The 23,406-nt window shown below is 72.9% G+C and carries 16 protein-coding genes; 8 read left to right on the top strand and 8 right to left on the bottom strand.

From position 1 onward, the window contains the following. Positions 1-16: 16 nt before the first annotated feature. A complete protein-coding gene (locus tag ACGF2Y_RS08825; RefSeq protein WP_392944336.1) occupies positions 17-4,789 on the top strand; it encodes a hypothetical protein in 4,773 nt (1,590 codons plus the stop codon). Positions 4,790-4,884: 95 nt separating this feature from the next. Here ACGF2Y_RS08825 and ACGF2Y_RS08820 read toward each other — a convergent pair whose 3' ends face one another. Further along, on the bottom strand, positions 4,885-5,427 hold the full coding sequence (locus ACGF2Y_RS08820; RefSeq protein ID WP_392944334.1) for a hypothetical protein: 543 nt from the start codon (positions 5,425-5,427) through the stop codon (positions 4,885-4,887). A 505-nt stretch (positions 5,428-5,932) separates the two neighbouring features. On the opposite strand from ACGF2Y_RS08820, the gene ACGF2Y_RS08815 reads away from it, so the two are divergent. The 4 genes from ACGF2Y_RS08815 to ACGF2Y_RS08800 are packed head-to-tail and all read left to right on the top strand — an operon-like array spanning position 5,933 to position 10,635. Further along, a complete protein-coding gene (locus ACGF2Y_RS08815) occupies positions 5,933-9,157 on the top strand; it encodes a nitrate- and nitrite sensing domain-containing protein (protein ID WP_392944751.1) in 3,225 nt (1,074 codons plus the stop codon). Next, positions 9,154-9,597, top strand: a complete 444-nt coding sequence (locus ACGF2Y_RS08810) for a roadblock/LC7 domain-containing protein (protein ID WP_392944332.1) — start codon at positions 9,154-9,156, stop codon at positions 9,595-9,597. The genes ACGF2Y_RS08815 and ACGF2Y_RS08810 overlap by 4 nt, the downstream gene beginning before the upstream one ends. A gap of 11 nt (positions 9,598-9,608) precedes the next feature. Next, complete coding sequence (locus ACGF2Y_RS08805; protein ID WP_392944330.1) at positions 9,609-10,046, top strand: DUF742 domain-containing protein; 438 nt, start codon at positions 9,609-9,611, stop codon at positions 10,044-10,046. Further along, entirely contained in the window at positions 10,027-10,635 is a 609-nt protein-coding gene (locus ACGF2Y_RS08800; RefSeq protein WP_392944328.1) for an ATP/GTP-binding protein, read from the top strand. The genes ACGF2Y_RS08805 and ACGF2Y_RS08800 overlap by 20 nt, the downstream gene beginning before the upstream one ends. A 239-nt stretch (positions 10,636-10,874) precedes the next feature. Here ACGF2Y_RS08800 and ACGF2Y_RS08795 read toward each other — a convergent pair whose 3' ends face one another. From ACGF2Y_RS08795 to ACGF2Y_RS08780, 4 genes are all read right to left on the bottom strand, one after another. Further along, a complete protein-coding gene (locus ACGF2Y_RS08795) occupies positions 10,875-12,065 on the bottom strand; it encodes a lipid-transfer protein (RefSeq protein ID WP_392944326.1) in 1,191 nt (396 codons plus the stop codon). After that, positions 12,062-12,583 (bottom strand): Zn-ribbon domain-containing OB-fold protein, encoded by a 522-nt coding sequence (locus ACGF2Y_RS08790; protein ID WP_392944324.1) that lies wholly within the window; start codon positions 12,581-12,583, stop codon positions 12,062-12,064. The genes ACGF2Y_RS08795 and ACGF2Y_RS08790 overlap by 4 nt, the downstream gene beginning before the upstream one ends. A 95-nt stretch (positions 12,584-12,678) precedes the next feature. Next, positions 12,679-13,104 carry an Mpo1-like protein gene (locus ACGF2Y_RS08785; RefSeq protein WP_392944322.1) on the bottom strand — a complete coding sequence of 142 codons (426 nt, stop codon included), beginning with the start codon at positions 13,102-13,104 and terminating at the stop codon, positions 12,679-12,681. A 128-nt stretch (positions 13,105-13,232) separates the two neighbouring features. Beyond that, positions 13,233-14,030 carry a M15 family metallopeptidase gene (locus ACGF2Y_RS08780; RefSeq protein ID WP_392944750.1) on the bottom strand — a complete coding sequence of 266 codons (798 nt, stop codon included), beginning with the start codon at positions 14,028-14,030 and terminating at the stop codon, positions 13,233-13,235. 180 nt (positions 14,031-14,210) lie between these two features. Between ACGF2Y_RS08780 and ACGF2Y_RS08775 the strand changes: the two genes are divergently transcribed. Continuing rightward, complete coding sequence (locus ACGF2Y_RS08775; protein WP_392944320.1) at positions 14,211-14,774, top strand: NUDIX domain-containing protein; 564 nt, start codon at positions 14,211-14,213, stop codon at positions 14,772-14,774. 331 nt (positions 14,775-15,105) lie between these two features. Here ACGF2Y_RS08775 and ACGF2Y_RS08770 read toward each other — a convergent pair whose 3' ends face one another. Next, positions 15,106-17,469 carry a glycoside hydrolase family 31 protein gene (locus tag ACGF2Y_RS08770; RefSeq protein WP_392944318.1) on the bottom strand — a complete coding sequence of 788 codons (2,364 nt, stop codon included), beginning with the start codon at positions 17,467-17,469 and terminating at the stop codon, positions 15,106-15,108. A gap of 217 nt (positions 17,470-17,686) precedes the next feature. Here ACGF2Y_RS08770 and ACGF2Y_RS08765 point away from each other — a divergent pair, with 217 nt between their 5' ends. Together ACGF2Y_RS08765 and ACGF2Y_RS08760 are read left to right on the top strand one after the other, a co-directional pair. Then, positions 17,687-19,666 carry an acetoacetate--CoA ligase gene (locus tag ACGF2Y_RS08765; RefSeq protein WP_392944316.1) on the top strand — a complete coding sequence of 660 codons (1,980 nt, stop codon included), beginning with the start codon at positions 17,687-17,689 and terminating at the stop codon, positions 19,664-19,666. 63 nt (positions 19,667-19,729) lie between these two features. After that, positions 19,730-20,665, top strand: coding sequence for a hypothetical protein (locus tag ACGF2Y_RS08760; RefSeq protein WP_392944314.1), 936 nt, complete (start codon positions 19,730-19,732; stop codon positions 20,663-20,665). Between the two features lie 69 nt (positions 20,666-20,734). On the opposite strand, the gene ptsP is transcribed toward ACGF2Y_RS08760, so the two are convergent. Continuing rightward, positions 20,735-22,405, bottom strand: coding sequence for a phosphoenolpyruvate--protein phosphotransferase (ptsP, locus tag ACGF2Y_RS08755; RefSeq protein WP_392944312.1), 1,671 nt, complete (start codon positions 22,403-22,405; stop codon positions 20,735-20,737). A 76-nt stretch (positions 22,406-22,481) separates the two neighbouring features. Next, on the bottom strand, positions 22,482-22,931 hold the full coding sequence (locus ACGF2Y_RS08750) for a PTS glucose transporter subunit IIA (protein WP_392944310.1): 450 nt from the start codon (positions 22,929-22,931) through the stop codon (positions 22,482-22,484). Between the last annotated feature and the right edge of the window lie 475 nt (positions 22,932-23,406).

The following is a 23,406-nucleotide window of genomic DNA, read 5'->3' as shown; positions in this document are numbered from 1 at the left end:
ACGAGAGTCCGCCGCCATGTACGAGTTGTCCCGGGTCCGCCTCTACTCCATCGGGCCTGCCGGTGCGCGCTACGCCGACACCGTCCTCGACCTGCGCGGCGTCGGCGCACCCGTTCCCAACCCTGCTCCCGCCCAGGCGGAGTTCTTCGAGGACGAGCCGGTCGGCCCGCCCCGCCGCCCCGCCCCCGCGGGCGTTCTGTTCCTGGAGAACGGCGGCGGCAAGTCCGTCCTGCTCAAGCTGATCTTCTCGGTGATGCTCCCCGGTCACCGCAACACCCTCGGCGGCGCCAGCTCCGGCGTGCTGCGCAAGTTCCTCCTCGCCGACGACTGCGGGCATGTCGCCCTGGAGTGGCAGCACACCCTCACCGGTGAGTGCGTCGTCGTCGGCAAGGTCAGCGAGTGGCGCGGCCGCCAGGTCTCGGGCGACCCCCGCAAGTTCGCGGAGGCCTGGTATTCGTTCCGCCCCGGCCCCGGGCTCAGCCTGGACAGCCTGCCCGTCGCCGAGTCCTCCGCCGTGGGCCGCCCCGCCGAGGGCGTCTCCGGGGCGCGCGGCAGGCGGCGCACCATGAAGGGCTTCCGCGACGCGCTGATGGACGCGGGCAAGTTCTACCAGCACCTCGACGTGCACTGGGAAGAGATCCACGACCGCTGGAACGAACACCTCGGCGACCTCGGCCTGGACCCCGAACTCTTCCGCTACCAGCGCGAGATGAACGCCGACGAGGGCGAGGCCGCCGGACTCTTCGCGGTGAAGAGGGACTCCGACTTCACCGACCTGCTGCTCCGCGCCGTCACCGACACCCGCGACACCGACGGACTCGCCGACCTGGTCAGCGGCTTCGGCAACAAGCTGGGCCGCCGCGCCGAGCTGACCGCCGAACGCGACTTCACCGCGGGCTCCGTCGACCTGCTCGGCCGGATCGTCGAGGCCACCGACACCCGCGCCCGCAGCCGCGACATCCACGCCGGCGCCGAGCGCCGCACCCGCACCCTGGCCCGCCGCCTGGCCGCCCGTGCCGCCGAGGAGCGCGGGCGCACCTCCGAGCTGGCCGAACGCGTCACCGCCGCCGCGCATACCGTCACGGAAGCAGAGTCCGCCCGGGGCCGCCGCGCCCAGATCGCCGCCGAACTCGCCTACCGGCACGCCTCGCTGGCCCTGACCGCCGCCGAGAAGAGCGCCGCCGCAGGACGCAAGGAGCTGGTCGAGGCCCGCACCCTGCACGCCGCCTGGCAGGCCGCCGAAGCCGTCCTGCGCCACCGCGCCGCCGCCGACCGCTCGGCCAGGGTCGCCGTCGCCATCCGCGAGGCCGAACGCGACGCCGCCCCCGCCCTCGCCGCCCGCAGCGCCGCCGCCACCGACCTCGTCCGCGCCCTGCACAAGGCCGCCGAGGAGGGCGAGCGCGTCGCCAACGAGCAGGAGGAGCGCTCCGACACCCTCCAGGCCACCGGCGAGCGCGCCCACCGCGACGCCACGGTCGCCGCCACCGAGGCCCAGCGCGCCCGCAGCGAGGCCGGACACCTGCGCCAGCGCCTCGCTGAAGTCGGCCAGGAGACCGCCGAAGCCGTCAAGGCCGGCTGGCTCGACGACACCGCGCCCGACGCCGACCCCGCCCGCGCCGCCCTTGCCGCCAGCGACGCCGAACAGTCCGCCGTCGCCGCCTGGGACACCGCCCGCGAAGCCGCCCGGGGCGCCGCCGACGCCGCCCGCGAGGCAGCCGCCGCCGAGAGCCGCGCCGATCTGGCCGCCGCCCGCGCCGCCGACGGTGCCAAGGCGGCCGAGCAGGGGTACGAGGACGAGCTCCGCACCGCCGCGTCCATCGCCGCCGACCCCCGCCTCGGTGACCTGCTGGGCCTGCCCTCCGGCACCGGCGTCCCGCACCCCCGCCGGGAAGCCGCCGACGAGGCGCCCGCGCCCGCACCCGCGCAGAGCGCCACCGCGCGCACCGGCCAGGGGAACAACGACGACGGCACGGCCACCGCCGAACCGGCCGCCGACCGCGCCGTGGCCCTCGCCGCCCAGCCCGCCGCCGCCCAGCAGCCCCTGACCGCCGAGGAGTTCGACCGCAGCGCCGACGAGCTGCGCGACCTCCTCGACCAGTCCGTCGCCGCCGCCGAGCGCCGCCTCTTCGACCTGCGCACCGCAGCCGCCGACGACGCCCGCATCCTCGGCGCCCTCGGCGAGGGCGGGCTGCTGCCGCCAGGACCCGACGTCCTCGCCACCGTCGAATATCTGGGCGAGCACGGCATCCCCGCCCTGCCCGGCTGGCGCTACCTCGCCCAGGCCGTCGACCCGGCCGACCACGCAGCCGTCCTCGCCGCCCGCCCCGAGCTCGTCGACGGCGTCGTCATCACCGACCCCGACGCCCACACCCGTGCCCGCGAGGTCCTCGGCGGTGCGGCCCTGCTGCCCCGCTCGACCGTGGCCGTCGGTACCGCCGCCGCCCTCCTCGCCCCCGTCCCGGCCCCCGGCACCGGCTCCGACGCCCAGAACGACGGCGTGTTCCTCGTCCCGCCGAACCCGGCCATGCACGACGAACACGCCGCCGACGAGGAACGCCACGCGCTGCGCAGCCGCGCCGCCGCCCGCGACGAGGACATCAGGACCCTCGCCGCCCGCCTCTCCGGGGACCGCGCCCTCGCCGCCCGCATCGGCTCCTGGCGCGCCGACTGCCCGCCCGGCATGCTCGCCGAACTGGCCGAGGCCGCCGCCAGTGCCCGTACGGCCGCGGAAAGCGCCGAAGCCGTCCTCGCCGAGGCCCGCACCGCCCGCGCCGAGGCCGACGAGGCCGCCGCCGACACCGCCCGGGTCCGCGACGAGCGCCAGGAAGCCGCGCAGCGGGCCCGCCGCGCCGCCGACGCCCTCGCCGGCCTCGCCCACCGGCTGCGGGAGCGGGCCGGCTGGCAGGTCCGGCTGCGCGAACTGGTCGACGAGGCCGCCGAGTCCGAGGCCCGCGCCGCCGTCTGCCTCGACCTCGCCCGCGCCGCCGACGAGGACCGCAGGGCCGCCCAGCGTGCCGGGGACGACGCCCGGCGCACCGCCCGCGCGCTGCGGGCCGAGCGCGCCGAGATCGCCGGCGTCCCCGAAGTCCTTCCCGAGCCCGACGAGACCCGGGCCCGCACCGCCCTGCCCACCCTGCGCGAGGCCTACCGGGCCGCGTCCCAGCTGTACGAGAAGGTCGGCGTCGGCGCCGACCTGCGCGCCGAACAGGCCCGCGCCGAGAGCGACGAGAGCGCCGCCCTCGCCGAACTGGACCGCCTCACCAACAAGGTCCGCACCCGCGCCGCCCAGCTCCTGGAAGGCACCGACGGAGCCGACGGACCCTCCCGCCAGGCCGCCGCCGCCCGCGCCGAAGCGCACGTCCAGCTCCTGGAGACCCGCGCCTCCACCGCCAGCGAGCATCTGGGACGGCTGCGCGGCGAGGCCGAGCGGCTCGCCCCCGACGACGAGCGGCAGCACCACACCGAACTGCCGGACGACCTGATCCCGGCCGACGCCGAAGGAGCCCAGGCCCTCCTGCGTACGGCCACCGCCGAACTGGCCGCCGCCACCGGGGCCCTGGACACCGCCCGCGCCGCCCACAGCGAGCTGCTGCACGCCCACCGCACCGCCGAGGACTCCGCCGGCGGCTTCGACGAGACCGCGGCCCTGCTGCGGGACCTGCTGCGCGACCACGGCACGGACGACGGCACCGAGGACCCCGGCCCGTACCCCGGCACCCTGGAGGAGGCCCGGCAGTCCGCCGCCGAGTCCCGCCGCTCCCTGCGCGGCTGCAACGCCGACCTCTCGGCGGCCGAGAGCGCCGTCCGGGAAGCGAGCGACATCCTCGTCCGGCACGCCAACTCCACCCGGTACGAACAGGTCCGCACCCCTGCCCGCCAGCAGATCCGCGAGCTGCCCGCCTCCGCCCTGCCCGAGCACGCCCGGAAATGGGCCGACGCCTTCGCCCCCCGGCTGCGCGTCCTCACCGACGAACTCATCCAGCTGGAACGCAACCGCGACTCGATCGTCGACCGGCTGCGCGGCCTGGTCGACTCGGCGCTCACCACCCTGCGCTCCGCCCAGCGGCTCTCCCAGCTCCCCGAGGGCCTGGGGGAGTGGTCGGGGCAGGAATTCCTCCGGATCCGCTTCGAGGAACCCGACCAGGCCACCCTCACCGAACGCCTCGGCGAGGTCGTCGACGAGGCCACCCACGCCGCCCTCAAGAAGAACTCCGACCTCCGCCGGGACGGCATGTCACTGCTGCTCCGGGGCGTCGAGGCGGCCCTGCGGCCCAAGGGCATCGCGGTGGAGATCCTGAAACCGGACGCGGTGCTGCGCGCCGAGCGCGTCCCGGTCGGGCAGATGGGCGATGTCTTCTCCGGCGGCCAGCTGCTCACCGCCGCCATCGCCCTCTACTGCACGATGGCGGCCCTGCGCAGCAACGACCGGGGCCGCGACCGCCACCGGCACGCGGGCACCCTGTTCCTCGACAACCCGATCGGCCGCGCCAACGCCACGTATCTGCTGGAGCTCCAGCGGGCGGTGTCGGACGCGCTGGGCGTACAACTGCTCTACACGACGGGCCTGTTCGACACGACCGCGCTCGCCGAATTCCCCCTCGTCATCCGGCTGCGCAACGACGCCGATCTGAGGGCGGGGCTGAAGTACATCAGTGTGGAGGAGCATCTGCGCCCCGGCCTGCCGCAGCAGGACCCGGACGGAGAGACGGTCCACGGCGAGATCACGGCGACCCGCATGTTCAAACGGAACGAGCAGACCGCCGCCCCGGCCCCGCAACCGGCCGAATAGAGCGCCCGGCAGCGGGCGGGACCCCGGGATCAGACCTGGAGCAGGGCCGAGGTCAGGCCCGGGGCCCAGGGGCGGCCCCGGGGGCAAGCCCGGTGTCAGGCCCGGGAGAGATCGCCGGTGTTCCGGCGGCCGCCTATGCCGCCGCCTATGCCGCCTCCAATACCGCCACCTATACCGCCACCTATACCGTCTCCTATACCGCCTTCTGTGCCGCCGTCCGTGCCGTCCCGTTCCGCCGCCCGCTCGGCCCGGCGGGACCGGCGCCGCTCGCGACGTATCTGCCGGGCCGAGCTGCTCGGCCCGGACACCACGCCGTTGCGCTGGTTCCACACCTGCCGGGTCACCCAGACGTCGAGCACCGACCAGGTGGCGACCACCGTGCTGGCCACACTGCTGAGCACCATCGGGAAGGCCAGCCAGGAGCCGGTCAACGCGCTCAGCAGGGCGACCATCGCCTGGATGAGCGTCACCGACATGATGAGAACGGCGCGCACGGCGGCCGTCCGCACCGCATCGGGCATACGCCGCTTCGAGGCCGGCTCCTCCACCCACAACTGCCGCGGGATCCGTGCCCCGTTACCGGCTTCCGTACTCGCGGCCGCCGGTACTCCGGCGCTCCCGCGTTCCTGCGTGCTCAAGGACCTTCAACTCCCCACCACTGTCCGACCTCAGGGTGGCTGCCCGGCTTGCGCCGGTTCTACGCGGGCGGAACACGTCCGTCCTGCCGCGCACGACCCCACCGTGCGTCTGCCCCGTACATATGGACGAACCACCCGTCCCGAAGATTCCCCCGAAAAGCGCCCGCAGGGCACAGAAGGTCACGGAGCGAAGAGATCCAGCCAACTGATACGTGCCGATGCTGACAGGTCCAGCTGGTATCCCCTGTCGCTTTCGCGAATTTCATCTCCGGGAATACCGGGACAACTCATGATCAAGCCGAGGGCGGACGGCTGAAAATCATCCGGACGTGTCTTCGAGTTGTCTCTGTGTCAGTAGTAGGCTCGCGCCGTTTATTGACGCAGGACGGACCTCGCCCGCGTCCGCCCGATGCGTGCCGGTGTACGCACGGTGCGCGGCGGAGCGGGGCCGAGGGACGACCGGGAGAAGACCAACCCCGCGGTGCGGGGCGATCTGGGGGAGGCCATGCGCTTTCGCGGGAAGTCCATCCGCAGGAAGATCGTGGCGTTGCTGCTGGTGCCGCTCGTCTCCCTCACGGGCCTCTGGGTCTTCGCCACCTACATCACCGGCCGTGAGGCCGGCGACCTGATGAGCGCCGGGTCCATCGTGGAGAAGGTCGCCCATCCGCTGGATGACGCCGTCCGCGCCGTCCAGGCCGAGCGGCGGCAGACCCTGGTCTTCCTCGCCGATCCCCGGGCCTCCGACGCGCTCCCCGTCCTCATGGGCCAACGCGCCGCCACCGACCGCATCGTGGGCGAGGTCAGGGAGAACGCCCGGTCGCAGGACGTCCGGGAAGCGCTGAGCGCCGCCGACGGAAGCCGCCTGGACGCGATCCTCAGCGCCGTCGAGGGACTGGACGCCCTGCGCGACTCGGTCGAGAAGCGCACCATCAGCCGGGCGAAGGCGCTGGACTTCTACAACGGCCTCGTCGACCCCTCGTACCGCTTCCTGAACGGACTCCACGCCCTGGGGAACGTGTCGATGGACCAGCAGATGCGGGCGCTGGTCGGGGTCTCCCGGGCCCGGGAAATGCTCTCGCGCGAGGACGCGCTCATCGCCTCGGGCCTCATCGCCGGCCGCTTCACCGCTTCTGAACTGCGCCAGATATCCGGCCTGGTGGCCCAGCGCGAGCTGCTCTACGAAGTCAGCCTGGAGCACCTCCCCGCCGCCGAGCGCCAACGCGTCGAGCAGTTCTGGGGCAGCCCCGACACCGAACCGCTGCGCACCGCCGAGGACACCCTGATCGCCGCCGGAGCGACGAAGCGCCCCGGCGCCGTCGACGCCGACCGCTGGGAAGAGGCGGCCGTGCCCGTACTCGACCGGCTGGCGGGCGACTCCACGGAGATGGGCAACCGCTTCCGGGACCGCGCCGAACCGGCCGCCTACCGGATCCTCGCCCAGGCCGGAGTCGCCGGAGTCCTCGGCTTCCTCGCCCTGATCGTCTCGATCTTCGTCTCCGTACGCATCGGCCGTGAACTCGTCCGCGACCTCTCCCGGCTGCGCAAGGACGCCCATGAGGTCTCCGGCGTCCGGCTGCCGAGCGTCATGCGCCGGCTGGCCGCGGGCGAGCAGGTGGACGTCGGGACCGAGGCCCCGCACCTCAGTTACGAGCCCGACGAGATCGGCCAGGTCGGACAGGCTCTCAACACCCTCCAGCGGGCCGCCGTCGAGGCCGCGGTCAAGCAGGCGGACATGCGGCGCGGCGTCTCCGAGGTCTTCGTCAACCTCGCCCGCCGCAACCAGGTCCTCCTGCACCGCCAGCTCACGCTGCTGGACGCGATGGAGCGCCGCACCGAGAACAGCGACGAACTGGCCGACCTGTTCCGCCTCGACCACCTCACCACCCGCATGCGGCGGCACGCCGAGGGACTGGTGATCCTCTCCGGCGCCGCACCCTCCCGCCAGTGGCGTAAGCCCATCCAGCTGATGGACGTGGTGCGGGCCGCCGTCGCCGAGGTCGAGGACTACGAACGCATCGAGGTCCGGCGCCTCGCCCGGATCGGCGTGGGCGGACCCGCCGTCGCCGACCTCACCCACCTGATCGCCGAACTCCTGGAGAACGCCACCGTCTTCTCACCCCCGCACACCGCGGTCCAGGTGCACGGCGACCGTGTCTCCAACGGCTTCACGCTCGAAATCCACGACCGTGGTCTCGGCATGCCCCCCGAAGTCCTCCTCGACGCCAACCTCCGGCTCGCCGAGACCCCCGACTTCGAGCTCTCCGACACCGACCGGCTGGGCCTGTTCGTCGTCAGCCGGCTCGCACAGCGCCAGAACGTCCGGGTCTCCCTGCAGAAATCGCCGTACGGAGGCACCACCGCGGTCGTGTTCATCCCCGCCGCCCTGCTCACCGAAGCCCCCGACACGCACGGCACCGGATTCCGCCTCGACCGCCGGGCCGAGCGAGCCATCGGCAGCGGCAGCAGTGCCGACGCGGCGCAGAGCGCGCAGAACACGGCCCCGGGCGGGGAGCGCCGCGTCAACGGCAGGTCCGCGGTCCTGTCGCCGGTGCCCACCGGGCTCACCGGACAGGGCGTCCTGGACGGGCCGGTCGAGCTGGAGGCCCCGGTCGGCCCGCTGGACTTCGCCGACGACCCGCTGGACCGTTCGCCGGATCCGGCCCTGGACCCGGCCCTCGGCCCCGTCCTGGACGGTGTGTCCGATCTGGAGGACACCGAGAGCGAGCGCGGCGGCATCTTCCGCGCCCGGGACCTGCGCCGCGAGGGCGACCGCGAGCCCCGTCGCGACGCGCCCGGCGGACCTCGCCGCGACCCCGACCGGGACCACCACCAGCAGGCCCGTGACCACGGTGACCACGGCGGCGAGCCCACGGCGAAGGTCCGCCCGATGCGCCCCGCCGGATCCGTCCCGCTGCCCCGTCGCACCCCGCCGACGCTGGTCACCGACCGGGGCCGCCGGGTCGACGCCCCGAGCGACGACCAGATCGCGGCCCCCGCGAAGACCACCGGCCCGGTCCCGCACACCGCCGACCGGACCCCCGACACGGCCGACAGGCCCCGTACCGCTGACGCACCCTGGACCGCGCGAGCCGCCGGGCACCGCACGACAGAGGCACACCGCACGACAGAGGCCCCCCGCGCCGCAGGGACACCCCGGGCCACACGGACACCCCGCACCACGGAGCCATCCCTCGCCACCGATCCACCGCGCGCAACGGAACCACCCCGCACCGCAGAGCCGTCCCGCTCGGCAGAGCCCCCGCGCACACCCGCCTCACCCCGTATCCCCGGGGCGCGGCGCGAGAAGTCCCCGGAGCCGGCGGGCCCACCGGCACCCGACACCGTGGGCGGGCTGCCCCGGCGGGTCCGGCAGGCCAGCCTCGCCCACCGGCTCCGTGAGGAATCCGCGGACCGGACTCCGCTCCGGGCGCCCGTGGACACGTTCGACGATGCCGAGCGCGACGCGGACGAGGTACGCGACCGTATGGCATCGCTCCAGCGCGGCTTGCAGCGCGGCCGTCGACACAACGCAGAAACCACCGAAGCCACCGGAACCACCGATCACACCGAAACCACCGCGCATACCGAGAACACCAAGCACACCAAGCACACCGTGCACACGGATCACACCGAGACCACCGCGCACACCGAGAACGCCGATAGCACCGAGGACACCGGCGGCCCCGGTGGCACAGCACCAGGAACCACTCCGGGAGGGGACGGTCGATGACCGCACCGAACGCCGCAGCACACATCCCCGCACGCCACGGCTCGGGCGAACTGAACTGGCTGCTCGACGAACTCGTCCAGCGCGTCGCCAGCATCCGCAAGGCGCTGGTGCTCTCCAGCGACGGACTCGCCACCGGCGCCTCGGGGGACCTGACCCGTGAGGACAGCGAGCATCTCGCGGCCGTCGCCTCCGGGTTCCACAGCCTCGCCAAGGGCGTGGGCAACCATTTCGACGCGGGCCGGGTGCGTCAGACCGTCGTCGAACTGGACGAGGCGTTCCTCTTCGTCACGGCTGCCGGCGACGGAAGCTGTCTCGCCGTTCTGGCGGACGCCGACTCCGACGTGGGCCAGGTCGCGTACGAGATGACCCTGATGGTCAAGCGCGTGGGGGCCCATCTGGCCAACGCCCCACGGACGACCGGTCTGCCCGCCGGAGGGTGAGTGTGGCGGGCATGAGCGCTGACTCTCCCCGGGGCACCGGCCCCGGATCCCCGGACGGGACCGTCGACCCCCAGGCCTCGCGGTGGTACGACGCGGAGGCGGGACCGGTGGTCCGCCCGTACGCGATGACCCGGGGGCGTACCAGCAGCGCCTCCCGTCACCGCCTCGACCTGATCGCGCTCGTCGTGCCGGAACCGGCCGCCGACGATCCCGGCCGGGACCGGACGCTCGCCCCCGAACACGTGGCGATCGTCGAACTCTGCAGCGACACGCCCCAGTCGATCGCCGAACTCGCCGCCGAGCTCGACCTCCCCGTAGGGGTGGTACGGGTCCTGGTCGGCGATCTCGTCGAGGACGAACTGGTGCACGTCACCCGTCCCGTTCCGCCGGCCGAACTGCCGGACGTGAACATTCTTCGCGAGGTTATCCATGGCCTTCGGGCGCTCTAGGCGCGATAAGCAGCGGTCCGTCGAGCCCGTCACCCTGAAGATCCTGGTGGCGGGAGGGTTCGGCGTCGGCAAGACGACCGCGGTCGGCGCGGTCAGCGAGATCAGGCCCCTGCGCACCGAGGAACGCCTCAGCGAGGCGGGCCGCCCGGTGGACGATCTGGACGGCGTCGAGTCCAAGACCACCACCACGGTCGCGATGGACTTCGGCCGGATCACGCTGCGGGAGGACCTGGTTCTCTATCTGTTCGGCACGCCGGGCCAGGACCGTTTCTGGTTCCTGTGGGACGAACTGGCGCAGGGCTCGCTGGGCGCGGTCGTCCTCGCCGACACCCGGCGTCTTGAGGACTGCTTCGCCGCGGTGGACTACTTCGAGCGCAGGCGGATCCCGTTCACGGTGGCGGTCAACACCTTCGAGGGCGCCGAGCGGTTTCCCCCGGAGACCGTGCAGGCCGCCCTCGACCTCGACCCCGAGGTCCCGGTACTCGTCTGCGACGCGCGGGACCGGTCCTCCGTGCGCGACGTCCTGGTCGCGGTCGTGGAGCACGCCCTGGAGCGCGCTGCGCGGGCCCGCGAACCCGTCGCCACCTGAAAAAAGTGAGCCTGATACGTGTACGGCCCGTACCCCCGCCGACAGGGGTACGGGCCGCACGCCGTCCGGCGGACCGGGCCCCGAGTGTTCTGCCGCGGTGACGATCGGTCAAGTGGAGCGCAAGGAAGAGCAGGGAAAGCAGGAAAGAGGAGGGAGCAGGGAAGGCAGGGAGAGCAGGGCAAGCCGGGAGAGCGGAGAAGGCGGAGAAAGCGGGGAGAACCCATTCGGGTCACCCCAACTCAACGGACCGCCACCACCGCCGAGCCGTGTCCGAACAGCCCCTGGTTCGCCGTGATGCCGACCCGCGCCCCCGACACCTGCCGTTCCCCGGCCCGCCCGCGCAACTGCCGGGTGAGCTCGCAGACCTGCGCGATGGCCTGGGCGGGGACCGCCTCGCCGAACGAGGCCAGACCGCCGCTCGCGTTCACCGGAACCCGTCCGCCCAACGCGGTCGCCCCCGAACGCAGGAGCTTCGCCCCCTCGCCCGGACCGCACAGCCCGATGTCCTCGTACCACTCCAGCTCCAGTGCCGTGGACAGGTCGTAGACCTCGGCCAGCGAGAGATCCTCCGGCCCGGTCCCCGCCTCCTCGTACGCGGTCCGCGCGATCGAGGCCCGGAAGCTCTCGGGAGAGGGATCCACGGCCACCGCCGAGTCCGTGCCGATGTCCGGCAGGTCAAGGACGGTCCTCGGGTAGGTCGGTGTCACGGTGGAGACGGCCCGGATCCGCACCGGATCACGCGCCCCGTGCCGCCGCGCGAACTCCATGCCGCACAGCACCAGGGCGGCGGCCCCGTCGGACGTGGCGCAGATGTCCAGCAGCCGCAGCGGATCGGCGACCATCGCGGAGGCGGCGACCTCCCCGGCCGTCACCGGCCTGCGATAGCGGGCGAACTCGTTCAGCGCCCCCGCCGCCGCGTTCTTCACCTTGACCAGCGCGAAGTCCTCCGGGGTGTCCCCGTACAGCGCCATGCGGCGGCGCGCGTACAGCCCGAAGTACGCCGGGTTCGTCGCCCCGAGCACCCGGAAGCGCAGCCAGTCCGGGTCGTCCGGCCGCTCCCCGCCCGCCGGGGCGAAGAACCCCTTGGGCGCCGCGTCGGCCCCCACCACCAGGACCACGTCCGCCAGCCCCGCCAGGATCTGCGCCCGCGCCGTGTCGATGGCCTGCGCCCCCGAAGCGCACGCGGCGTACACGGAGGACACCCGCGCCCCCTGCCAGCCGAGCGCTCGGGCGAACGTCGCCCCCGCCACGTACCCCGGATAGCCCCCGCGTACCGTCTGCGCGCCGACCACCGACCGCACCTCGCGCCAGTCGATGCCCGCGTCCGCGAGGGCGGCGCGCGCGGCGATCCGCCCGTACGTGACGAAACTGTGCCCCCACTTGCCCCATGGGTGCATCCCGGCCCCGAGGACGGCCACCTCGCCGCTCATGAGGCTCCCCCCTGAGTCTCGTCGGCCCCACGAAGCCGTCCGGCCCCCTGCTCCTCGGCGGTCCCTCGCGCCACGACGGGGCGCCAGTGCCACGTTGTGTGTACGGTGCCCGACGCCCGCTCCTCGTCCAGGACGCCGGGCACCACCTCCACCACCGAGCCGACGGGGAGATCGGCCACGCCCACCCCGGGGGCGGCCTGCCCCAGCACCACCATGCGCTCGGCGGCCAGCTCGACGGCGACCAGCGTGTACGGCGCCCAGGGCGCCTCGGGATCACTGACGTACGGGGGAGGGGGCCGGTAGCGCCCGTCGGTGCAGGACCACACGGTGCCCCGCTTCGACAGCGGCACCACCTCCAGCTCGCCCCCGGGGCAGCCCGGGTTGCGGCAGTGGCCGTCCTCGCGGGGGAAGTGGACCGACCGGCAGCCGGAGCAACGGGTGCCCAGCAGCCGGAAATCCTCCTCCGAGGTGTCCTCGGTGAACCAACCGGCCACCACGGGTATGCGCGTGCGCGACAAAGTCCCTCCCGGCACTGGATCTGACGGAACGTCAGAAGTGTGTCACGGGAGTCCGCCCACGGCGAGGGTCCGGCCTGCCGGCCTCCTCACCGGCCTCAGCCGCACCCGCCCCCGTCGCACTCGCTCCGGCCGTCCCGGTCGTACTCGTCCCGGCCGTCCCCGTCGCATCCGTCCCGGCCGTGCTCCGCCAGCCATTTCGCCGCGGTCTCCGCCAGCTCCCCGTCCCGGCCCGCGAGCATCGTCCGGATCATCTGCGCGTCCCCGCGCAGCGACCACGCCGGATGCCCGAACGTGGCCGGGTTGTTCTTCTCGATCAGGAAGTGCGCGGGCCACGCCGTGCCGTACCCGATCAGCGGCAGGGCCGCCAGATAGCGCTTCCGGCCCCGCGCCAGCCCGTAGGCGGAGACCGCGAGCCCGGTCAGGGTGCCGGTCAGGTGGACCCAGCGGGTGGCGGCACGGGAGTGCATCGCGACGTAGTACGGCCAGAACTCCTCGTACGAATCGAACGTCTGCTGTGGCATACGGGCACCGTAGCCGCCCGATCGGCAACCGAACACGCCCCTTTCGCGTCCGAGAGGAAGAACGGGCGGCCGGAGCCCACGGGGGTGGTCCCGGTCGCCCGTTCCACGCCCTCGGGCGGCCCGTCCCGTCAGTGCCCGGCGACCGGCCGGCGGTGCACCGGGAAGTCGAAGTAGGTGTCCGGGAACGGCTCGGGCGTGAACGTGAAGTGCCACCACTCCTCCGGCAGATTCACGAACCCCACCTCGGTCAACGTCCGTTTCAGGAACTGCCGGTTGGCGCGCTGAAGCCCCCGGATCCGGGGATCGTCCGTATGCGACAGGGTGTCGAAGCAGTCGTAACCCGTGCCCATGTCCACCGAGTTGTCGGGGAACCGCTCACTCTTCGGCGCGAAGCAGGGGGTCAGCCGCTCGCCCGGACGGTACGGCCTGGTCGGCAGGGCGGGGAGCCGGACCAGGGTCAGGTCCACCGTGCTGCCCCGGCTGTGCCCGGACTTCTCCGCGATGTAGCCGTCCTCGAACAGCCGGTCCTTGTCGACCCGTGGATAGAACTCCCCCTTCATGGACAGGTCGCCCAGATCCTCCGCCCACCGCACGAAGTGGTCCACCGCCCGCTGTGGCCGGTAGCAGTCGTACACCTTCAGCGAATACCCCTGAGGCAACAGCCGCCTCTGTGCCAGGTGCAGGGCACGCGCGGCGGGCCGGGTCAGGATGCAGACCGGCTGCCGGTATCCGTCCACCCGCTCTCCCATGAAGGTGTGCGCCGTGGTGTAGCGCATCTCCTGGATGATCGTCGGATCCACCGAGCGCAGCGCCACGAACTCCTCGGGAGCTCCCGGTCCGGGGCGCGCCTGTGCCGTGGGGGAGAGGGCGGTTACGGTGAGGAGGGCGGCGGCCGTGGCGGCCAGGGCGCGAAGAGCGGTACGCATTCCTGTCATACGCATTCCTGTCATGGGCACACCGTCTATCAGTTTCACGGCCTGCAGAAAAGGACGCGGCGCCGGGGCCCGGGGGAGGCGCCCGGGAAGCGCCGGGGAAACCGGCCCGGAAACCCGCCCGGGAAAGGGGCCCTCGGAAGGCGGGAACGGACGGTTCGATACAGTCCGCCCGTGTCCGAACCCGGCAACAGCCCTTCCCCGACCGCCCCGCGGCCACCCCGGTACGTACGGGACTCCCACTGCGGCACGTGCGGAGCCCCGTACACCGCACTCCCGTCCGCCGACGCGTGGCCCCGCACCTGCACGCACTGCGGAACCACCGCCTACCGCAACCCGCTGCCCGTCGCGGTGGCCCTGCTTCCCGTCACCGGCCCCCGCTCCACCGGGCTCGTCGTCATCACCCGCACCATCGAGCCGCAGAAGGGCGGCACGGCCCTGCCCGGCGGGTTCATCGACCACGCCGAGGACTGGCGGCACGCGGTCGTCCGCGAGCTGCGCGAGGAGACCGGCATCGAGGCCGCCGCACAGGACGTCAGCCTCGCCGACACTCTCAGCGACACCGACGGTCACCTCCTGGTCTTCGGCCTGCTACCCGCGTGCCCCCTCGCGAGCCTCCCGCCCTCGGCCCCCACCGATGAGACGTCCGGCTACGAGATCCTGTACGGCCCGCGCCCCTTGGCCTTTCCCCTGCACACGGAAGCCGCCAACGCCTGGTTCGCCGGCCACCACGGCTGAGGGCACCCACGCCGAGGACGCCGGGCTCCGTGCCCGCCGCCACGGCGGAGCACCCCGGCTCTCGCGCGGTCCCGGGCCGGCTCCCGCGTGACCCGGGGCGTCCCCTGTACGCACGACCCCGGGCCCGCCCCGCGTGATCCCGGGCCGCCCCCGACCGGACCCCGTCCCCCGACCGGACCCGGTCCCTCACACCGGACCAGGGCCCCCGCACCGGACGCCACCGCCGAGCAAACCGCCCGCCGCACGCCCCGGGCCCGCCCCGGAATCACCCGGCCTGCCCCGCGAGTCGGCCCGGCCCGCACCCCCCACCGATCCAGACGACACGGCCGCCCTACCCCTCCGCCCCCACCCCCCGCACCCGCACCGGACATCCGACCCCGTCCTCCGAGCCGTCCCGCTCCACCACCACACGGTCGCCCTCCCACCGCGTCACATACCGCTCGACCTCCGCCTCCGCCCACCCGTCGCCCGGGTCCCGCACCACCAGCCCGCCGCCGGTACGCCCCGGCGCCGGCGCCCACACCTCCAGCTCCGGGCCGCCGTCCGCTCCCCGCACCGGAATCACCGCGCCCGCCCGCGCCAGCACCGGAACCCGCGACAGCGGAGCGTCGACCAGGACCCGGCCCGGACCCTCGTACACCCGCCCGGTCACCGTGTCGTACCACCGTCCCCGGGGCAGCCGTACCGCCCGCCGCCGCGTCCCGGCCTCCAGCACCGGAGCAACCAGCAGTGCGTCGCCCAGCAGGAACGCGTCCTCGCACTCCCGCAACGCCCGGTCGCCCGGCGCGCCCCACCACACCGGCCGTACATAGGGCGCACCGGTCAGCCGCGCCACCTGCGACAGCGTCACGAAGTACGGCAGCAGCCGCTCCCGCTCCACCAACGCCGCCCGCGCGTGCCCCAGCACCTCCGGCCCGAACTCCCACGGCTCCCGCCGCCCCGCGTCGATCGCCGCATGGGTCCGGAACAACGGCAGATAAGTGCCCAGCTGGAACCACCGCAAATACAGCTCCGGCGACGGGAACCCGTCGAACCCGCCCACGTCCGGACCCGAGTACGGCACCCCGCACAGCCCGAGCCCCACCACCAGCGACAACGACGCCCGCAGCCCCGGCCACCCCGTCGACACATCACCGGACCAGGTACCCCCGTACCTCTGCATCCCTGCCCAGCCCGACCGCGAGAACAGGAACGGCCGCTCCTGAGGGCGGGACCGGAGCAGCCCTTCGTAACCCGCCCGCGCCATCGCCAGGGCGTACACGTTGTGCGCCTCGCGATGATCGCCACCGGCGCCCTCCAGGACATGCCGGGCCGACCGCGGCAGCGACGGATCCCCGAACGCCGCGAAGGACACCGGCTCGTTCATGTCGTGCCAGACCCCCGAGAAGCCCTGCGCAAGCCGCTCCTCGTACAGAGATCCCCACCAATCCCGCACAAGCGGATCAGTGAAGTCCGGATAGACGCAGGCCCCCGGCCACACCTCCCCGACCACCACCCGACCCCGCGCGTCCCGGACGTACGCACCACGCTCCCCGACCGCCGCACCCCCGTCGAACACCGCGTCGCCCGGCTCCGCCTTCACCGCCGGATCCACGATCGACACCAGCCGCACCCCGTCCTCGCGCAGCTCCTTCGCCAGCGCGGCCAGATCGGGGAACCGCTCCCGGTCCACCGTGAACCCGCGGTGCGCGTCGTAGTGGTCGATGTCCAGATGCAGCACGGACAGCGGAAGCCCCCGCTCCCGGTACCCGGCCACGACCCGCCGCACCTCCCGCTCACTGCCGAACCCCCACCGGGCATGCTGCGGCCCCAGCGCCCAGGACGGCGGCAGCGCCGGCGCACCCGTCAGCGCCGTCCACCCCTGGAGCACCCGGGCCGGCGTCCCCGCCACCACCCAGCAGCGCAGCGGTCCGCCCTCCATCCGCACCTCGCAGGTGCCCGGCCGGTCATGCCCCGAGCCGGCGCCCTCCTCGCCCTCCCGCAGCACCACCCGCCCCGCCCAGCTGTTGTCGTGGAACACCAGATGCGTCCCCGCGTCCGACACCACCATCTGCACCGGCATCGTCAGATACAGCGGATCGTCCCCCGGACCGAAACGCCCGCCCGGATCGGTGTTCCACAGCCCGTACACCCCGCCCCGCAACCGAGGCCCGCCCGCCCGTCCGCCAAGACCGAAGAACCGCGCGTCCGCCGGCACCTCGGAGCGCTGCACCCACCGCACCGGCCCCCCACCCACCGGCTCCCACCAGCGCGGCGGCAGCTCACGCCGCAACAGCAACCCGCCCGGCGTCCGCAGCTCCACCACCCCGGTCCGCGACACCACCACGGTCAGCCGCTCCGAGACCACCTGCCAGCCGCCGTCCTTGTCCGGCTCCAGCACCGCCCGCGGATCCGGCGCGGGAGCCTCGCCCGCCACCGCGTACGACGGCAGCGGCTCCACCCCGTCCCACGCCCAGAACACCGCACCGCCCACCGACACGCGGATGCGCAGTTCCGAACGGGCGAACCGCACCACGCCCCCGCCAGGACCCGGCTCCGCACCCGTCAGCGCGCCGGGCGCGCGGGCCCGCTCCGCCCCGCGCGCCGGCAGCGCCGCCGCATCGGCGGACCGGCGCCGCCACGCCGAACGCACCGTGCGCAGCCCCCGCACCGAACCGACCAACCTCACCCGGCGCACCAGGTCACGACCGTCCATGGCGCACACCCTGCCACCCGTCCGACCCCCGGAACCTCCCGTTCAACTCCCGTTCACCATGCCGGCCCGGAAGCGACGGAACTCCCGACGGAGGGGCCACCCTGGTGCCGAAGACGATCACATGGCATCGTCCGTGTCAGCCGCTCACGCGCACACTCCGGCCCGTGCGCGCCGACACGCCCACCCCGCGTACCCGTACAGCCAGGGAGCAGCCCTCATGACCGCAGCCACGCCCGACGCCCCGCTCTGGCAGCCCGGCCCCGACCGCATCGAGGCGGCGGCCGTCACCCGCTTCCAGAACTGGGCCGCGACCCGGTACGGCGCCCCGGCCGACGGCGGGTACGCAGCCCTGCACCGCTGGTCCGTCGACGAGCTCGACACCTTCTGGCGCGCCGTCGCCGAATGGTTCGACATCCGCTTCTCCACCCCGTACGAGAGCGTCCTGGGCGACCGCGCGATGCCCGGCGCGACCTGGTTCCCCGGCGCCACCCTCAACTACGCGGAACACGCCCTGCGCACCGCCGAGGACCCGTCCCGCGCGGACACCCCCGCCCTGCTGTACGTCGACGAGACCCACACCCAGCTCCCCGTCAGCTGGGCCGAACTCCGCCGCCAGGTCGGCGCGCTGGCCGCCGAACTCCGCGCCCTGGGCGTCACCCCCGGCGACCGCGTCAGCGGCTACGTCCCCAACATCCCGCAGGCCGTCGTCGCCTTCCTCGCCACCGCCGCGGTCGGCGGCATCTGGACCTCCTGCGCCCCCGACTTCGGCGCCCGCAGCGTCCTCGACCGGTTCCAGCAGATCGAACCCGTCGTCCTGTTCACCGTCGACGGCTACCGCTACGGCGGCAAGGAGCACGACCGCACCGGGACCGTCGCCGAACTGCGCCGCGAGCTGCCCACGCTGCGCGCCGTCGTCCACATCCCGCTGCTGGGCACCGACACCCCCGCAGGCGCGCTCGCCTGGTCCGACCTCACCTCCGCCGACACCGAGCCGGTCTTCGAACAGGTCCCCTTCGAGCACCCGCTGTGGGTCCTCTACTCCTCCGGCACCACCGGCCTGCCCAAGGCCATCGTCCAGTCCCAGGGCGGCATCCTGCTCGAACACTTCAAGCAGATCGGCCTGCACTGCGACCTCGGACCAGAGGACCGCTTCTTCTGGTACACCTCCACCGGCTGGATGATGTGGAACTTCCTCGTCTCCGGCCTCCTCACCGGCACCACCGTCGTCCTGTACGACGGCAGCCCCGGCCACCCCGACGTCAGCGCCCAGTGGCGGGTCGCCGAACAGAGCGGCGCCACCCTCTTCGGCACCTCCGCCGCGTACGTCATGGCCTGCCGCAAGGCCGACATCCACCCGGGCCGCGACTTCGACCTCTCCCGCGTCCAGTGCGTCGCCACCACCGGCTCCCCGCTCCCGCCCGACGGCTTCCGCTGGCTCCACGACGAGGTGGCCGAAGACCTCTGGATCGCCTCGGTCAGCGGCGGCACCGACGTCTGCAGCTGCTTCGCCGGAGCCGTCCCCACGCTCCCCGTCCACATCGGCGAGCTCCAGGCCCCCTGCCTGGGCACCGATCTCCAGTCCTGGGACCCGGCGGGCAAACCCCTCATCGGCGAAGTCGGCGAACTCGTCGTCGCCAACCCCCTGCCCTCCATGCCGGTCCGCTTCTGGAACGACCCCGACGGCAGCCGCTACCACGACAGCTACTTCGACATGTACCCCGGCGTCTGGCGGCACGGCGACTGGATCACCCTCACCGACCACGGTTCGGTGATCATCCACGGCCGCTCCGACTCCACCCTGAACCGCCAGGGTGTCCGCATGGGCTCCGCCGACATCTACGAGGCCGTCGAACGACTCCCCGAGATCCGCGAATCCCTCGTCATCGGCCTCGAAGAACCCGACGGCGGCTACTGGATGCCGCTCTTCGTCCACCTCGCCGAAGGCGCGACCCTCGACGACGACCTGCGCGCCGCGATCAAGCGGACCATCCGCGAGAACCTCTCCCCGCGCCACGTACCGGACGAGGTCATCGAGGTCCCCGGCATCCCGCACACCCTCACGGGCAAGCGCATCGAGGTTCCGGTCAAGCGCCTGCTCCAGGGAACCGAGCTGGCCAAGGCGGTCAACCCGGGCTCCGTCGACAACCTCGACCTCCTCCGCTTCTACGCCGAACTGGCCGCGAGCCGCCGCCGCTAGGCCACCTGTCAGTCCCCCTGGTTACGCTGGGTGAGCAAGGATTCACCGCGCACAGGGGGACACATGGCGCACACCGGCCACACCAAGCACAGCTCCACACACAACACGAAGCCCGGCACCCAGCACGCCGCCACCATGCGACGCACGCTGCGCCGCGAAGCACCCAGCACCATCGGCCTGCTGGCCGACGCACAGGACTTCGCGGTCATGCGGCGCTACCGCACCTTCGCCTTCGACGACCACACCGTCTATCTCCAGCAGGTCGAGGGCCTGCTCAAAACGCTCGCGGCCCAGGGCGTGCACACCACCGTCGCTCTCTTCGACCCGGAGGACTACGCGGAGTTCTGCGCCGAATCGGATCTCGACGCCGACACCGGCGCGAGCCGCAGCCGCTTCACCGCGGAGATCGCCGCCGCCGGAGCCACGGTCACCTACACCGGCCAACGCCTGAGCGACCTCATCCCCGTCCTCGTCTCCCGCGCGGTCCGCCAGGCCACCTGGGAGTACGCCACCCTCCTCCTCGCCGACCTCGGCAGCTGCGCCGACTGCGGCCAGGACATCGGACGGGCGGCTTTCGACCGCGCCTCGCACCTCCTCATGCGTCTGCTGGAAACAGCGGGACCGGGCACCCACCACCTGGTGTGCAGCACTCCGACGGACAACGACCAGCTCCTGGCCGTGCTCCACACTCACCGGGACACCACAGGACCGGCCCGCATCGACAGCGCGGAGGGCGCGGAGTTCGCCACCGTCCTGGCGGTGGCCATCGCCCTGGAATCGCGCGGGGGAGTGGTCCTGCGCACCAGCGCCGCCGACAGCCCGGACCGCGTCCACGGCTGGCGTCTGGCCGAAGGCACCCTCGCCCCGCTCACCGCCGGCGAGGTCTTCAACGCCTACTGCACCGACGCGGACACCGGAGAGCCCGTCTCCCCGGAATCCGGCGTCGAGTACTGCGCGGGATTCGACATCGGAGCCGACGCACCGGAAACCCACCACTGACCGAGGCGCAAAACGGGGGAGGGGCCTCCCGCCCGCGGCGGAAAGCCCCTCCCCGGTGAACCCCTGGTCCTACTCGCCCGAGAGCACAGCCTGCGCCGCGCCGCGCGCCTCATCCGCCGAATCGGCCGAACGAGCGGCGTTCGCCGCCCGCTCGCACTGCGCCAGCGTGTACTTGGCCAGCGTGGCCCGCACATAGGGAATGGACGCGGCACCCATCGACAGGGAGGTGACACCCAGACCCGTCAGCACACACGCCAGCAGCGGATCGGCCGCGGCCTCACCACACACACCACAGCTCTTGCCCTCGGCACGAGCCGCATCGGCGGACATCGCCACGAGATCCAGCAGCGCCGGCTGCCACGGGTCCTGGAGCCGCGACACCGCACCCACCTGACGGTCGGCCGCGAACGTGTACTGCGCCAGGTCGTTGGTGCCCAGCGACAGGAACTCCACCTCCTGGAGGATCGACCGCGCCCGCAGGGCGGCCGACGGAATCTCCACCATCGCGCCGAACTTCGCCCGCAGCCCGGCCTCGCGGCACGCGTCCGCGAACGCCTTGGCGTCGATACGGTCGGCCACCATGGGGGCCATGACCTCCAGGTACACCGGCAGACCCTCGGCAGCCTTCGCCAGTGCGGTCAGCTGGGTACGCAGTACCTCGGGGTGGTCCAGCAGGCTCCGCAGCCCACGGACGCCGAGCGCCGGGTTCGGCTCGTCGGCCGGCGTCAGGAAGTCCAGCGGCTTGTCGGCGCCGGCGTCGAGCACGCGTACGACGACACGCCCCTCGGGGAACGCCCCCAGCACCGCGCGGTAGGCCCCGATCTGCTTCTCCTCGGAAGGAGCCTGCTTGCTGTCGTCCAGGAACAGGAACTCGGTCCGGAACAGCCCGACGCCCTCGGCCCCCGCCTCGACCGCCGCGGGGACATCTCCCGGGCCGCCGACATTGGCGAGCAGCGGCACCTTGTGACCGTCCGACGTGGCACCGGGACCGGTCGAGGCGGACAGCGCCGCCTTACGAGTGGCGGCGGCGCTCTCCATCTCGGCGCGCTTCTCGTCGCTCGGGTCGACGAAGATCTCACCCGTGCTGCCGTCCACCGCGACGACGGTGCCCTCGGCCAGCTCACCGGCGCCGGGCAGCGCCACCACGGCCGGAACGCCGAGCGCCCGCGCCAGGATGGCGCTGTGGCTGGTCGGACCGCCCTCCTCGGTGACGAAGCCGAGCACCAGCGTCGGGTCGAGGAGCGCGGTGTCGGCCGGCGCCAGGTCACGCGCGATCAGCACATACGGCTCGTCGCTGTCCGGCACACCGGGCATCGGCACACCGAGCAGCCGCGCCACGATCCGGTTCCGTACGTCGTCGAGGTCCGCGACCCGCCCCGCCAGGTACTCCCCGGCATTGGCGAGCAACGCCCGGTAGGCGGCGAACGCGTCGTACACGCCGCGCTCGGCGGTGCTGCCCACGGCGATACGCCGGTCGACATCGGACATGAGCTCGGGGTCCTGCGCCATCATGGCCTGCGCCTCGAGCACATGCTGTGCCTCGCCGCCGGCCAGGTTGCCGCGCGCGATCAGATCGGCGGCGACCGCCTCCACCGCCTGCCTGGCGCGCCCCTGTTCGCGACCGGCCTCCTCGGCGGGAATCGATTTGGCGGGCGGCTCCAGCACCGCCGTACCCATGTGCCGAACCTCGCCGATGGCCACACCGTGGCTCACGCCGACGCCTCGCAGCGTTGTCTCCATTTCACCCGTCTCCGGTTGTGCGGCGACCGAGTCACCGCGGTGGTTGTGCAACTGGCCTGTCACTGCGCCCGAGGCGTCACTGCCAGCCGAACAGCGTGTCGCCGATCTTCACGTCCCCGTCCTCACGGACATCGGAGAGCGACTCGGCGGTGGCCTCCAGGGCCACGATCGGGCAGATGGGTGACTTGCCGGCGGCCTCGACCGCGGACGGGTCCCAGCGCACGATGTTCTGGCCCCGGGTCACCGTGTCCCCCTTGTTCACGAGAAGCTCGAAGCCCTCGCCGTTGAGCTGGACGGTGTCGATGCCGAGGTGCGTCAGAACCCCGTGTCCGTTCGCGTCGACGACGACGAACGCGTGGGGGTGGAGGGAGACGACGATGCCGTCGACCGGGGACACGGCCACGGAGGGCTCACGTACGGGGTCGATGGCGGTGCCGGGACCGACCATCGCGCCGGAGAAGACCGGGTCGGGAACCGCGGTGAGCCCGATGGCGCGTCCAGCAAGAGGGGACGTCACGTTGGTCATGGGGAGCCTCCCAGGGGGTGGAGATTCAGGTGTCGCCGCCGCGACTGATGGGGGACGGCGTGCTGCTCAGCAGAGTAAGTCATATGAAGTCCCGGTTCCGCCCGAGACCTACCGCTTGGCGGACCTAGGGGTGCACCAGAAACGATTTGCCTCAACTCCCGGCGGCCTGTACTGTCGTACTCCTGCCTGACCCCAACGCGACTTTGAGTCGGGGGTCGGCGGCGACCTTCAAGCCCAGATCCTAACCTTGAACCTCTCTTCGGCATGCCCGCAGGACATGGTCAAGGCAACGGAAAAGGCCTGATAGAGTCGGACTCGCCGGAAAGGGAAAACGCGAAAGCGGAGGACCTGGAAAGCGAAAACTGCTTGACCCGCTTCGGCCGGGAATCGGACACGAAAGAGTCTGATAGAGTCGGAAACGCAAGACAGCAGGACACAGCAGGAAAACGAAGGGAAGCGCCCGGAGGGCCCCGGT

Source organism: Streptomyces sp. NPDC048142 (assembly GCF_043202835.1).
Taxonomy (GTDB): Bacteria; Actinomycetota; Actinomycetes; order Streptomycetales; family Streptomycetaceae; genus Streptomyces.
Note: the sequence above shows the minus strand (reverse complement) of the source record. Positions and strands in the feature narration are given on the sequence as shown.